Origin of the sequence: Qipengyuania sphaerica, assembly GCF_019711595.1 — a bacterium.
Taxonomy (GTDB): Bacteria; Pseudomonadota; Alphaproteobacteria; order Sphingomonadales; family Sphingomonadaceae; genus Qipengyuania; species Qipengyuania sphaerica.
The window spans coordinates 85,194-98,960 of the sequence record NZ_JAIGNR010000003.1; the positions used below are offsets into that span (position 1 = coordinate 85,194).

A 13,767-nucleotide genomic window follows, 5' to 3' on the forward strand; every position below is an offset into this window, starting at 1 on the left:
CCGGAGGGTCGCAATTCCGGCCGGTCCTTCCGTTCAGGCGGCGCTATGCGCCTGCCCCTCTCCAACCTGTTCCTGCGGAATGCTGCCGAACAGCGGCCACGCCAGCTGCTCGCCGAGCGAGGTCTCGGGCAGGTTCTCGACCCCGTAGCTTTCCGGATAGCTGCGCGTGATCTTCGCCGTGCCGAACAGCACGTCCCAGAAGAACAGCAGGTTCCCGTAATTGCCCTTGTAATGGACCGCCGGATCGCTGGCATGGCGGCCGTGATGCGCGTGATGCGTGGCGGGGGTCGAGATCGTGCGCTCGGCCAGCCACATGACGGGCGAGAGCCACTTCACCTTGTAGAGCGGCCTGTCCCAGGCGACGTCCGAATGCGCGCCGGTGATGACCGCCAGCTTGACCACGATATAGCCCGCATAGACCCAGCCCAGGCCGAGGTAGATCAGCACGCCCGACAACCAGATGCCGGGCATCATCATGTAATAGAACAAATTGTTCCGGTAGACGAGGCGCACGCTCATGTAGCGCGCATTATGGTGCGGGCGGTGGAGGTTGTAGAGCCACGGAAAGGTGTGCGCGGCGCGGTGCCACCAGTATTGCATCATGTCGTCGAGCACGAGGAACAGCCCGATCGCCGCGAAGACGTTGAGCCCCGCCAGCGCATTGGCGTATTGCGGGGCGATCTCTCCTGCCAGCCAGGCCGAGGCGAACAGCACGGCAGGCTGCGTCAGGCCCAGCAGCACCACGATGCTCACCGCCTCCACGATCCCGTCGTCGCGCGTCTGTTCGGGCTTGGCGAACAGGTTCGAACGCCACAGTTCCAGCGCGGCAAAGCCGAGGTAGATGGCGAGGATGGCAATGGTCGACGAGGGCATGGGCTCTCTCCCGGAATCTTGTCGAATCGGGGTCTAGCCTTTACCGGACCGAAAGAATGTCCAGAATTTTACAATTGAACGCGACTCGGCGGTCGCTCGTCACGCCGATGCTGTTTTCGGCGCTCGAGAGCGCGCTGCAGTCGCACCTGCTTCGTCTCTCGCAGCTGCGGACATTCACCGACGGCCAGATCATCCAGCAGCGCGGCGATCCGGCGGACGGCTTCTGGCTGATCGAGGAAGGCGCGGTACGCGTGGGCCAGTTCCTGCCCGAGGGCGAGTTCCGCGCGGTCGCACTGCTCGGCCCGGGCGATTCCTATGGCGAGCTGGCGGTCTTCTCGGGCAAGCCGCGCATCGTCGATGCGATCTCGCGCGGGGAAAGCCGCGTACGGTTGGTCGCGGCCAGGCCCTTCCTCGATGCGCTGGGCAATTACCCCGCCTCCTCGCGCGCTCTGCTCGGCGCCTTGTCGGAGCAGCTGCAGGATACGCTCTCGATCCTTGCCGGACTGCGCCACGGGACCAACCCCGCACGGCTTGCCGGACTACTCGCGACGATGGCAGGCGATGCCCCGGACGAGGCGAGCGTCACCATCACACAGCAGGAACTCGCCGATTTGCTCGGCGTCACCCGCGCCACGGCCAATGCGGCATTGCGGGACCTGGAAAAGCGGCGGCTGGTGAAGCGCGGCTACGGGACAATTGCGATTCCCGACCGCGACGCCCTGTCGCGATTTGCGCTCGGCTAGATCAGCCTGCCGCCGGGTTGACGACCGTTGCGGCGGAACACGGACCGTCGTCCTCGTCCTCGCTCCCGCCGAGCTGGGTAAGCACCAGCACACCGCCGACGACCAGCACCACGAAGGCCGTGGTGACCCAGCCGAGGTATTTGTCGATCACCCGCTTGATCGGCGCGCCGAAGACGCGGAACAGGATCCCAACGGTCATGAAAATGAGCGCGCGGGCGAACAGGCTCGAGAGTACGAAGGTGACGAGGTTCATGCCGACGAAACCGGCGGTGATGGTCAGCAGCTTGAACGGCACCGGCGTCGCGCCCGCGATCAGGATCGCCTCGAAGTCGTATTCGCGCAAATGGCAGGCGGCGACGGGGAAAGCCTCGGTCAGGCCGAGAGCCCCGATCAGCCACACGCCCACCGTGTCGTAGAGCCCCCAGCCGATCGCATAGCCAAGCAGCGCGCCCGCCACCGATGCCAGCGTGGCGACGATCGCGAACTTCACCGCCTTTTTCGGTTCTGCAAGGCACATCAGGCCGAGCAACGGGTGCGGCGGGATCGGGAAGAAGGAGGATTCGACGAAGCAGAAGAACGCCAGCCACCACACGGCATGCGGGTGGGCGGCCTTGTCCATCGTCCAGTCGTACAGCCCGCGCAGCGGTTTCATCAGCATTTGGGGGGTGATTCCTCGCGTCCCGTAAGGTGGTGCGGATTTAGGCCAGCAGGAGGCTGTTGGCAACGCTCTCCGGTATAACCTATTTGGTTCTTTTTTCTTGACATCGTTGCCCTATTTGGCTAGACAAAAGGAACATCGCGATAGTGTGATTCGAACGGGCGAGGCCGGAAGGGCCACCGCCCTTTTTCGTGTCCGCTGTTGGCTTCGGCTCGGGAGGGAGGCGCGTATGGCAAAGAAAAACTGGGAGCGCATTTTCCTCAATGCGCTGGCCGAGACGTCGAATGTGAAGGCGGCCTGCGAACTCGCCACTGTCAGCCAGAGCCTGGTCTACAAGACGCGGCGCGAGAACGCCGATTTCGCGCGGCTATGGTATGCGGCGCTCGCCGAAGGGTACGACAATCTGGAGATGGAACTGCTCAGCCGCCTGCGAGAAGGGCGGCTCGAGGATGTCGACGCGGATGGCAACAAGCGCAAGTTCGATATCGGCACCGCCTTCCGCTGCCTGATCGCGCACCGCGAGACGGTGGCGAAGGAAAAGGGCCGCGCCACGCTCGACGACGAGATCGCCACGATGAAATCGATCAATGCCAAGATCGACGAAATAAGGCGGCGCGAGGAAAAGGCGGCCGAGCTCGAAGCGAAACGGGCGGCGAAACGCGATGGCAAGTGAACCGCGCGCCACTCGCGGAAGCTGGTTCAGGGCAGAGGGCGACAAGGGCTTCGCCAGCCGCGCCGACCTCGACAAGCTGCTCCTGCCGCACGAGCGGAAGGCACTCGCCAGCTGGCACTGGGAAGTCTGGGGCCGCGACGAACAACTGCCCCCGCCGGGCGACTGGCGCGTCTGGTTGATCTGCGCCGGGCGCGGCTTCGGCAAGACGCGCGCGGGCGCCGAATGGGTGCGCGATGTGGCGCGCCACGAACCCGACGCGCGGATCGCGCTGGTCGGCGCTTCGCTGGGCGAAGTGCGCAGCGTGATGGTCGAAGGCGAAAGCGGCATCCTTGCCGCCGCCCCCGGTGCGCTCGCGCCCGATTACGAGCCCTCGCTGAAGCGGTTGTCCTGGCCCAATGGCGCGCAGGCCTTCCTCTATTCGGCTGGCGAGCCGGAGAGCCTGAGAGGCCCGCAGCACAGCCACGCCTGGTGCGACGAGGTGGCCAAGTGGGACAATGCCGGAGGCCGCGCGCTGTCCGCCTGGGACAACCTCCAGATGGGCATGCGGCTGGGCGATCATCCGCGCCTGCTTGCTACCAGCACGCCTCGCCGCGTGGCGCTGATGATGCGCCTGCTCGAAGAAGCGCGCGACGGGGCGGTGGCGGTGGCCAAGGGCCGCACTGCGGACAATGCCGGCGCGCTGCCCGTCGCCTATTACAAGGGGATGCTGGCGCAATACGAAGGCTCGACGCTCGGACGTCAGGAGCTTGAAGGCGAGATGCTGGCCGAGGCCGACGGGGCCTTGTGGACCCGCGCATTGCTGGAAGAGTGTCGCACCGACGGCAAATCGGAAAAACTGAGCCGCGTGGTCATCGGCGTCGACCCGCCCGCCAGCGAGCGCGGCGATGCCTGCGGTATCGTGGTCTGCGGCCTCGGCACATCGGGTGTGGCGCAGGTGCTCGCCGATTGCTCGGTCGAAAAAGCCACGCCCGAACGCTGGGCCCGGGCGGTCGCCAATGCCGCCGAGGCATGGTGTGCCGACCGCGTGGTGGCCGAGGCCAACCAGGGCGGCCAGATGGTCGCCAGCGTGCTGCGCGCCGCCATGCGCGTGGCCAATGGCTGTGGCCCGACGGGGTGGACACACCGCTGGTCGAAGAGGTCGAGGCCTATGAAATCGGCTTCGGACCGATCGATATTCCCTACGCGACATGGTCGACGGGACAGCAGGCATACGAGTTGCCCGCCCTACTCGTCGCTTCGCTGGTCGGGACCTACGGCGTGGGCCCCTTGTGGGTCCGTCAAATCGGCAGCCTGGCCAAATCGCAAGCGAGCCTGATCTGCTCGCTCCTTTAGCTGCAAGTCCAATACCCAAGGAGGAGCCCGCATGGCCGACCCCGCAAGTTCTAATGACACTACTCCGCGCCATTCGCTGCCCTTCCTGTTCGCAGGGCAGTCGCAGAAGGAATTTACCGTCAACGAGGCATTGGCCCGGATCGATTTTCTCCTGCAGCCCGCCATTGCCGGTGAGCTTGGCAGCCCGCCCCCCACACCGGTGGCGGGTGATTGCTACATCGTCGCTTCCAATCCGGACGGCGAATTTACCGGCAAGAAAGATGCGATCGCCAGCTGGGATGGTCAGCAATGGTCTTTCGCCGTCCCGCACAATGGCATGAAAATCTTCGACACCGGCCTGGGCGCCTATCGATCATTCGACGGACAATGGACGGTCCTTGCCAGCCCCGCCGCTCCCAGCGGTGGCGCGACCGTTGATGACGAGGCTCGACAGGCAGTCCAGGCCATCCTGGATGCGCTGCGCAGTTTCGGGATTCTTGGGTGAAACCGGGGAACCGAGCGGGACTTCTGCCGTTACGCGAGCGTCATCATGGGGATTATGCTGCCGGCTCACACAGGTAAGCGACGGGAATTGCGACATTCTTGCAACAGTGCCCGATATTGCCCGCTTGCCACCATGAACAGGCGACTATAGATAAGTTTCACTCGGTGGCTCCAATTCGCAAAAAGGGGAAATCAATAATGCGGAAATTAGTCATAGGAATGGCGTTGGCCTCGACGGCCATTGCATCGCCAGCCCTCGCACGAGATAATTCGTGGTACATCGGTGGCGGTTTCGGCCCGATGCTCGCGGAAGATCTCGAATATACTCTCGAAGATACTGACGACCTCATCGCAACGGCATATTTCGATGAAGGTTACGACGGCGCCGCTTTTGTCGGTTACGATTTCGGTGTCTTCGTTCTGGAAGCAGAAGTCGGCTATCGTGAGGCCGGTCACTCGACCGTCAACCTTTTCGGCACCGACGCTTTCCCGACCAATGGTTCGACCAGCGCGCTTTCGTTCATGCTCAACGGCATGTTCGACTTCGGTCCCGATGATGGCCTCCAGGGCTTTGTAGGCGGCGGTCTCGGCGTAGCTCGCACCAGCGTTGAAGCACGCCTCTTCGGTGCCGGCTTGACGATCGACGATTCGTCGAGCGACCTCGCATGGCAGATCCTTGCAGGCGTTCGCGCTCCGCTGACCGACAATCTCGACGTCGGCCTGCGCTATCGCCTGTTCAACGCGACGGGCGTTGAAGTCGTCACCAGCACCGGCGCGCCGCTTGATGCGCATTTCCGGACGCACTCGCTGCTGGGCACGCTGAGCTACAACTTCGGTGCTCCGCCGCCCCCGCCGCCGCCTCCGCCGCCGCCGCCGCCGCCGCCTCCTCCGCCCCCGCCGCCTCCGCCGCCGCCTCCGCCGGCTCCGGTTTGCCAGCAGGGCCCGTACATCGTCTTCTTCAACTGGGACGAATCGACGATCACTCCGGAAGCGGCAACGATCCTCGACAACGCGGTTTCGGCTTACGCCAACTGCGGCACGGCTTCGGTCATGCTCGCTGGCCACACCGACACCTCGGGTTCGGCGCAGTACAACATGGGCCTCGCCCAGCGTCGTAACGACTCGGTCCGCGACTACCTCACCGCTCGCGGTGTCCCCGGTGGCCGCATCTCGAGCGAAGCCTTCGGCGAAAGCCAGCTTCGCGTTCCGACCGCCGACGGCGTTCGCGAACTGCAGAACCGCCGTGTGGAAGTTACCTACGGCCCGGGTTCGGGCATGTAATCACTCGCAAGAGTTGAAAACACGAGAAGGGGCCGGAGCGATCCGGCCCCTTTTTCGTTGGGTTTGCAAAGCTTCAGCAATTCGGGACCCAATACCATGAGACTGATCCTCGCCGCCTCCTTGCCTGCACTGGCACTTGCTGCCTGCTCAACCGTGGCAGACCTGCCGACGGAGCGTGTCGGCGAAGCGCGGCTCGATTACGCAAACGGAGTACCTGCAGGGACCGCACAACTGCTTTCCGACGGTCAGACCCTATCGCTGGCTGTCGCCGCCACGGGATTGGAACCCGGCGAGCATGGATTCCACCTTCACACTACCGGGCGCTGCGAGGGGCCGGACTTCAAAAGTGCAGGCGGTCACCTCAACCCTGCCCAGCGTGAACACGGTTCACTCAATCCCAAGGGCAAGCATCTGGGCGACATGCCCAACCTCGTCATCGGCGCATCGCGCAGTACCAGCACGCAAGTCGATCTCGGCGCCGATACGGCTCAATTGCGAGACAGCATTTTCGATGCCGACGGCACTGCGATCGTCATCCACGCAGGTGCGGATGATTACCGCAGCGACCCCGCCGGCGATGCGGGTGCGCGGGTTGCTTGCGGGGTCTTGACCCCTGCTAGCTGACTAGACCTCTTCACCCGCTTTGCGCGCGCGTTCGAGGACCGTTTGCTCCGCCTTCGGCACGGTCCGATAGGCGACCAGTAGCAGAACCAGCCCAATCGGAACGGCGATGAGCAGGCTCAGCCCCCCGGTCGAAAGGCTTCCCGACATCGTCGACACCTGTCCTGCCATGTAGGGCCCAAGCGCCAGACCCACGAGCGTGGTGGACAGAAAGAAGGTGGCCGTCGCGGTCCCGCGCATTCTCGGCAGCACGAGGTCCTGCGTGGTTGCGGCCGCCGCGCCGAGTGCGGAACTGCCAAACAGGGATTGCAAGAAGGCCGCAATGTAGAAGGTCGTGGTGTCCTGCGTCGTGAACATCACATACAGAAATGGCGCTGCGCCGACGAGGCCGACAGCGACAACGATGAGCCTGCCCGCGGCAAGTCGTTTGCGCAGGAAGTCGGCTAGCCAGCCACCAGCAATCACTCCGAGGAAACCGCCGAGCGCGCCCGGACCGCCGATCCACCAACCTGCTACCGAAGGCGCTTCGCCCAGAATGCGGATGGCATAGGGCGCTGCCCAGAATGAGGCCGCATAAGACATGAATGCGACCATGCCATAACCAAGGATCGTGGTGAGGAAGGCAGGCGTTCCCCAGATCAAACCGAAGGTTGGGGCATCGCGCCTCTTGAGCGTCGTCGCCCACGAGTAGATCGCGTAATATCCAATGCCCACTGCGCCCCATTGCTGGGCGTTGCCGGTATAGTCGGCCATCAGCCAGGCGATGCCGCCGATGACCAGCGCACCCGCAAGATTGATGAGGATTCCCCGCGTACCGGCTTGCGCGGCTCCGATCAGTGTGAAGGGCGGAATAACCGCGACAAGTTCCTTGAAGAAGCCACGAAACGGATCCTTCGGCGGTGGGGTGACGATCCCTTCGCTCTGGCCGCGCAGGGGTTCGCGAAGAGTGAAGACGAGCATCGCCAGCAACAGCCCGGGCAATCCGACGATGATGAAGGCCGCCTGCCAACCGGCGAGACCCAGCGGCGCATCGACCGGGTAGGCCGCATTCCAGTTTTCGACGATTGCACCGCCAATCAACAAGGAAATGCCGCCACCGATGTATAACCCCGACGAATATATCGCGAGCGCAGTGGCGCGCATGTTCTTCGGAAACCAGTCCGAGATCAGCGAATAAGCGCTGGGGCTGGCCGTCGCTTCACCAACGCCCACGCCGATGCGCGCTACACTGAGCGCGGCGAAATTCTTCGCAAAACCCGAAAGCGCCGTGAAGGCAGACCAGACCGCGAGGCCGATGGTCATCAGCCGGACGCGGTGCCAGCTATCCGCCAGCTTGCCGAGGGGGATGCCGAACAGAGCGTAAAACACCCCGAAGGCAGTGCCATAGAGGAACCCGATCTGGTCGTCGCGCAGTCCCAGATCCGCCTTGATGTCCTCGGCGAGGATCGAAATGATGTTCCGGTCGACGAAGTTCAGGACATAGACGACCACCAACACGCCCAACGCATACCAGCTGTAGGCGGGGACCTTCGCCTCCGCCTCGCCTGCTGGAATTTCGGTGGGTTCGGCAGGCGATGTCTGGCTCAATTCTCTACTCCGTCAGGGCGGGTGCGTCCTTCGAATAGACAGTCGTATCGACAAGTCCCGCTTCTTCAAACCCTTTTCGGCGCAGGCGGCAGGAATCGCAGGCCCCGCAGGCAAGCCCCTCTGGCGTCGGATCGTAGCAGGACCAACTCCATGCCGGATCGAGGCCGAGGCGGTTACACTCGCGCGCTATGTCAGCCTTGCTCATGTGCTGGAGCGGCGCGTGGATCGTAAAGGGTTTTCCCTCGACACCCTGCTTGGTTCCGAGGCGTGCGGTCTCTGCGAAGCTGGCAATGAATTCGGGGCGGCAGTCAGGATAGCCCGAATAGTCGAGCGCGTTGACCCCGATGAAGATGTCGCGCGAATGCGAGCTTTCGGCAAAAGCTGTTGTCAGGGCGAGGAACACAAGGTTGCGCGCCGGGACATAAGTGACGGGAATGTCGTCGCCCACACCGCCTTTCGGCACATCGATATCCGCAGTCAGGGCGGACCCGCCGAACCGGCGCAGGTCCAGCGGCAACTCGACATGACGCCCGACACCCAAACGTTCGGCGATGGCTTTGGCCGATTGCAGTTCGCGGACGTGTCGCTGTCCGTAATCGATGGTCAGGGCATGGACCGCGAAACCCTGCTCCCGTGCCAGCGCAGCGGTGACCATGGAGTCGAGCCCGCCGGACAACAGAACGACGGCGGGAGCGGGAGATTCATGCTTCGGCTGGTTCATGCGGGCCAGCTAGGCGCTGGCGGCGTCATCGGCAAGCCTATCGGCAGGATCCGGTACGGCGCGCTTCGGCGGTAAACTGGAAGGGGCGACCGTCGATAATCCCCTGGCTGTCGATCTGGACCAGCGCAGATCCTTCCTTGCGCACATGCGTCCGGCCATAACCGTTACCGCGGCAGGTATATTGCACGGTCACTTCCTGCTCCGCGTCGACTACGACAAAGCGATTGCAGCCGCTTTCCTTGTGCCGGAGCTGGATGAATTCGCGCCCGTTGCGCACGCAGATGTTTCGCGGTGTACTGCCGTCGCGATACCGGATTTCCCAGCCGCCACGATCAAGCGTATCCAGCATGGCGAGCGACGCCTGCGCAAGCGCAGGCCCGCCCAGCAGCACGGATGCTGCTAACGCCGACATCCCGGCGATCATGCGATTCGAAAACGACTTCATGTCTTACCTATACCACGAATTGTGCAGGATCCGGCTTACCAAACATAGTATATCCCTGCGATGAACCGTTTCGGGACAGCGCCGAACCGAATAAGCGCACGGTAATACGGATGAGAGGGTTAAGCCTCGATCGGGAATTTCCTCGAGCAGAATGCGCAATCGACCACAATGATCCCGTCATCGTTGCGCATGTCCTCTCGATCCGCCTCGGGGAATTTCTGCAGCACATCCCGATAGTGCTCGATCGAGCAGCGGCAACCGCGCTCGATTTGCGCGCCATGTTCGATCCGCACCTCGTCCTCCTCGTGGAAAAGGCGCCAGACGATTGCCTCCAGCGATAGCTCCGGATCGAGGAGCTCTTCATATTTCAACGAGCCGGCGAGCACCGCGACGTGCTCCCATTCGGGATGATCGAGCCGGGCATGCAGCCGTTCGCGCCCTTCCTCACCGTCGGGAAGGTGCTGGACCAGCATACCGGCAGCGGTGGATTTGCCGCCTTCGGAGCGCACTGCGGTGCGGATCAGCGTCGGCACCTGTTCGGACTGGTAGAAATAGGTCTCGCAGGCCTCGGCCAAAGTTTCGCCCTCGAGCGGGACGATACCCTGATAGCGGCCCTTGCCCTTCGCCACATCGAAGGTGATGGCGAGGTAACCCTTGCCGAACAGCGCGAACAGCGAAGGGTTTGCGCCGAGTTCGGCCAGCCTGGCATGGTCGAAATCGACATACCCGCGCAATTCCCCGCCCTTGTAATCGCACACGAGGAGATTGACCGCGCCGGCCTCGGTCTGGGCCTGCATTGTAACCTGCGAACCATCGTCCTTCAGCAGCGAACCCATGAGCGTGGCAAGCACCAGCGCTTCGGCCAGGAGATGCGTGATCGGGGCAGGATAGTCATGCGCGGCGAGAATTTCGTCGAGCGACCTGTCGAGGCGTACGATACGACCGCGCGTGTCGCGCGAGGGAATGGTAAAGGCCAGCGTGCGGCCGGCATAGGTCTCGTTATCTGCTTGGGGGGTCTGCGTCATGCGGGCGCATATGGGTGCCCGCTGCGCAGTTGAACAGGGGCAGTTAGGTCCCGAGCAGCCCGTGACACCATAGCAGGATCGATTTCTGCGCGTGGATGCGGTTCTCGGCCTCGTCGAAAACGACCGATTGCGGACCCTCGAATACGGCTTCGGTCACCTCGTCGCCGACATGGGCCGGCAGGCAGTGCAGGAACTTCGCATCGGGCTTGGCCTGCTCCATGAGCGAGGCCCCCACCTGGAACGGCGCCATGGCCGCAAGCTTGTTGTGTGCGTGCTGCTGGCCCATCGAGACCCAGGTATCGGTCACGATGATGTCGGCCCCGCGGGCCGCCTCGCCCGCGTCCTGCGTCAATGTGACGGTGGAGCCGCCCCTGCGCGCCATCTCGACGAATTCGCTCTCCGGTTCGTATCCCTGGGGCACCCCGACACGGACGTTGAATTTGAACAGGCCGGCTGCCTCGAGGATCGAGTGCAGGACGTTGTTGCCATCTCCCAGCCAAGCCAGTTCGAGCCCGGGCAACGCCTTGCCATGCTCGACCATGGTGAGGAGATCGGCGACGATCTGACAAGGGTGCGATCGATCGGTCAGCCCGTTGATCACAGGAACGCTCGCGTGATGGGCGAGCTCTTCGGCCTTGGCGTGATCGTCGGTGCGAATCATGATCGCATCGACCATCCGGCTCAGCACACGCGCCGTATCGGCAATGCTCTCGCCGCGGCCCAGCTGGCTCGTTCCCGAATCGAGGATCAGCGCCGACCCGCCAAGCTGGCGCATGGCGATGTCGAAGCTCGCCCTTGTGCGGGTCGAGTTCTTTTCGAAGATCATCGCGAGGACGTGGCCGGAAAGGGGCGCATCGGCGTCCACCCTGCCCTTGGGCCAGTCCTTGCGCGCGGCCTTGCGGTCCTGCGCGTCGGCAAGCATGGCGGCAATCGCATCCCCGCCCGCGTCCGAGAGGTCGAGGAAGTGCTTCACCGCCATTCTCCTCAGGCGTCCGGGTGGAAGCTTGCCGCGCCCGCGGACAGCTTTTCCATGAATTCGTCGAATTCGGCATCGTCAGCCACCAGCGGGGGCAGGACGCGCAGAGTCTGGTCGCCCGCCGCCACTGTCAGCAGCTGGTGATTGTCGCGCAGGTGGACGAAGAAAGGCCGGCTTTCGACCTTCATGCGAATACCGAGCATCAGCCCCTTGCCGCGCACGAAATCGAACAGGTCGGGATAATTACCGATGAACTGTTCGAGACGGCTGCGCAGGCGCTCGCCCTTCTCGGTGACTTCGGCCAGGAACTCGTCGTTGGCGACCGCGTCCATCACCGCCATGCCGGCAGCCATGGCGAGCGGATTGCCGCCATAGGTCGACCCATGCGTGCCGAAGCCCATGCCGCGCGCCGCCTTTTCCGTGGCGAGGCAGGCGCCCAGCGGGAAGCCGCCGCCGATCCCCTTGGCGCTCGCCATGATGTCGGGCTCGATGCCGTAATGCTCGTAGGCGTACATCTTGCCGGTACGCGCGACGCCGCACTGGACTTCGTCGAACACCAGCATGAGGTCGTGCTCGTCGCACATGGCCTTGAGGCCGTGCATGAACTCGTCCGATGCGGGGCGGATGCCGCCCTCGCCCTGGATCGGCTCGATAAGGAAGCCGGCAGTCTTGTCGCTGACCAGCGCCTTCGCGCTCTCGAGATTGTCGAATTCGGCATACTGGAACCCGGCGAGCAGCGGCATGAAGCCCTTGTGCATCTTCTCCTGGTTCGAGGCGCTGATGGTCGCCATTGTGCGGCCATGGAAGGCATTGGTGAAGGTGATCAGCTCGGTGCGATTGGAATCGCCATCCTCGTGCTGGTGATAGGCGCGCGCGGTCTTGATTGCCGCCTCGACCGCCTCGGCGCCCGAATTGGTGAAGAACACCGTGTCGGCGAAAGTCTTGTCGACGAGCCGCTGCGCCAATTCCTCGCCCTGCGGGCTGCCGTAGAGGTTCGAGACATGCATCAGCGTTTCGGCCTGTCGCTGGATCGCACCGATCAGGCCTTCGTGGCTGTGGCCGAGCAGGTTCACCGCAATACCGCTGGCAAAGTCGAGATAGCGCGTGCCGTCCTCGTCGATCAGGTGGCAGTGATCGCCCTTGACGGGGCGCACGCCGCAGCGGGGATATACGGGCATCAGCGGGCTGATCGACATGTTCGGATACTCTCCTCGGGGAATCTGAAAGACAAATGGCGGCCCCGAAACGGGAGCCGCCATCTGCGTGTTTGCCAGCGATCTATTCCTTTGCGCGGGTTTGGTCAAACGTCGCGAAAGGGTCGGCCCTGCGCCTTATTCGGAGGCAGGGACCAGGTTGACCGCGGAATATTTGCCGCGTCGGTCGACTTCGAGGTCGAACTCGTAACGCTCGCCCTCGTTGATTTCCGACAGACCCGAACGCTCGACCGCGCTGATGTGCACGAATGCATCGGGCTGGCCATCGTCACGGGTTAGGAAGCCGAAGCCCTTCATCGAGTTGAAGAACTTGACCGTGCCGGTCGCCTTCTCGCCCGTGAGCTCGCGCCGGGGCGCTTCGCTCTTGGTTGCAACGGCGATGACATCGCCAACGACCTGCAGGTCCTGTGCGGACACCTTGCCGCCGCGATCCACGAGGTTGAACTCGAGTTCCTGGCCTTCGGCAAGACCTTCGAGGCCGGCACGTTCGACTGCGCTGATGTGCACGAAGATGTCTTCGCCGCCGGTTTCCTGCTGGATGAAGCCGAAGCCCTTCTGCGAGTTGAAGAACTTCACCGTACCCTTGCCGGTGCCGACGACCTGTGCGGGCATGCGGGCTCCGCCGCCGCCACCGCCACCGCGCGGACCGCCGAAGCCGCCGCCGCCACGATTGCCGCCGCCGAAACCGCCGCGATCGCCACCGCCGAAGCCACCGCCACGGTTTCCACCGCCGCCATAGCCACCGCGATCACCGCCGCCGAAACCGCCACGGTCGCCGCCGCCGAAGCCGCCACCACCGCCACCGAAATCTGCCGGAGGACCACCGAACGGATCGTAGCTGTCTTCGCCGATATTGTCCCGCTTGTCCCGTCCGCGGCGCCGCCCTTTGTCGTAACCCATAAGTCGCAAATAACCTTGTCGTGCAGCCCGGTATTCAATGCGAGAGGCACGTGGTCTGCAAGGCGTGCCAACCGCATGCGGGTGCCAAGATTTCCGAGTGAAACCCTCCCGCATCAAACTCGGCATAGCGCGAAAGATCGCGAGATGCGAATAATTTAACCCTGCCATCTCTTGTCGCGCACAAATGTGACATTTTCGCATGGCGAGTGCCGGACCTGTTTTGCTTGCATGGCTC

General features: G+C 63.6%; 15 protein-coding genes. 6 read left to right on the forward strand and 9 right to left on the reverse strand.

Translation table 11 applies throughout. The features are described 5' to 3' along the window. Window positions 1–33 precede the first annotated feature (33 nt). Window positions 34–873, reverse strand: coding sequence for a sterol desaturase family protein (locus tag K3178_RS10180; protein ID WP_221571328.1), 840 nt, complete (start codon window positions 871–873; stop codon window positions 34–36). A 56-nt stretch (window positions 874–929) separates the two neighbouring features. Between K3178_RS10180 and K3178_RS10185 the strand changes: the two genes are divergently transcribed. After that, window positions 930–1,616 (forward strand): Crp/Fnr family transcriptional regulator, encoded by a 687-nt coding sequence (locus tag K3178_RS10185; protein WP_221571329.1) that lies wholly within the window; start codon window positions 930–932, stop codon window positions 1,614–1,616. Window position 1,617: 1 nt separating this feature from the next. Here K3178_RS10185 and K3178_RS10190 read toward each other — a convergent pair whose 3' ends face one another. Continuing rightward, complete coding sequence (locus K3178_RS10190) at window positions 1,618–2,274, reverse strand: YqaA family protein (RefSeq protein WP_221571330.1); 657 nt, start codon at window positions 2,272–2,274, stop codon at window positions 1,618–1,620. Between the two features lie 229 nt (window positions 2,275–2,503). On the opposite strand from K3178_RS10190, the gene K3178_RS10195 reads away from it, so the two are divergent. From K3178_RS10195 to K3178_RS10215, 5 genes are all read left to right on the forward strand, one after another. Continuing rightward, window positions 2,504–2,947, forward strand: a complete 444-nt coding sequence (locus K3178_RS10195; protein WP_221571331.1) for a hypothetical protein — start codon at window positions 2,504–2,506, stop codon at window positions 2,945–2,947. Next, window positions 2,937–4,262, forward strand: a complete 1,326-nt coding sequence (locus tag K3178_RS10200; RefSeq protein WP_221571332.1) for a terminase large subunit domain-containing protein — start codon at window positions 2,937–2,939, stop codon at window positions 4,260–4,262. Before K3178_RS10195 ends, K3178_RS10200 begins: the two co-directional genes overlap by 11 nt. 48 nt (window positions 4,263–4,310) lie before the next feature. Then, window positions 4,311–4,763, forward strand: a complete 453-nt coding sequence (locus K3178_RS10205) for a DUF2793 domain-containing protein (RefSeq protein ID WP_221571333.1) — start codon at window positions 4,311–4,313, stop codon at window positions 4,761–4,763. 197 nt (window positions 4,764–4,960) lie between these two features. Then, the gene (locus K3178_RS10210; protein WP_221571334.1) at window positions 4,961–6,043 is read left to right on the forward strand and encodes an OmpA family protein; all 1,083 of its coding nucleotides are present in this window, start codon (window positions 4,961–4,963) and stop codon (window positions 6,041–6,043) included. A gap of 96 nt (window positions 6,044–6,139) precedes the next feature. Beyond that, window positions 6,140–6,667: a superoxide dismutase family protein gene (locus K3178_RS10215; protein WP_221571335.1), complete on the forward strand. Its 528-nt coding sequence runs from the start codon at window positions 6,140–6,142 to the stop codon at window positions 6,665–6,667. Here K3178_RS10215 and K3178_RS10220 read toward each other — a convergent pair whose 3' ends face one another. The 7 genes from K3178_RS10220 to K3178_RS14320 form a co-directional block, all read right to left on the reverse strand. Next, window positions 6,668–8,251, reverse strand: coding sequence for a spinster family MFS transporter (locus tag K3178_RS10220; protein ID WP_221571336.1), 1,584 nt, complete (start codon window positions 8,249–8,251; stop codon window positions 6,668–6,670). A 4-nt stretch (window positions 8,252–8,255) separates the two neighbouring features. Next, entirely contained in the window at window positions 8,256–8,972 is a 717-nt protein-coding gene (gene queC / locus K3178_RS10225) for a 7-cyano-7-deazaguanine synthase QueC (protein ID WP_221571337.1), read from the reverse strand. 37 nt (window positions 8,973–9,009) lie between these two features. Then, entirely contained in the window at window positions 9,010–9,417 is a 408-nt protein-coding gene (locus tag K3178_RS10230) for a hypothetical protein (RefSeq protein WP_221571338.1), read from the reverse strand. A 119-nt stretch (window positions 9,418–9,536) separates the two neighbouring features. Next, complete coding sequence (gene hslO / locus K3178_RS10235) at window positions 9,537–10,442, reverse strand: Hsp33 family molecular chaperone HslO (RefSeq protein ID WP_221571339.1); 906 nt, start codon at window positions 10,440–10,442, stop codon at window positions 9,537–9,539. Between the two features lie 43 nt (window positions 10,443–10,485). Beyond that, window positions 10,486–11,421 (reverse strand): ornithine carbamoyltransferase, encoded by a 936-nt coding sequence (gene argF, locus K3178_RS10240; RefSeq protein WP_221571340.1) that lies wholly within the window; start codon window positions 11,419–11,421, stop codon window positions 10,486–10,488. Window positions 11,422–11,426: 5 nt separating this feature from the next. Next, window positions 11,427–12,614, reverse strand: coding sequence for an aspartate aminotransferase family protein (locus K3178_RS10245; RefSeq protein WP_221571341.1), 1,188 nt, complete (start codon window positions 12,612–12,614; stop codon window positions 11,427–11,429). A 135-nt stretch (window positions 12,615–12,749) separates the two neighbouring features. After that, entirely contained in the window at window positions 12,750–13,532 is a 783-nt protein-coding gene (locus K3178_RS14320; protein WP_221571342.1) for a cold-shock protein, read from the reverse strand. Between the last annotated feature and the right edge of the window lie 235 nt (window positions 13,533–13,767).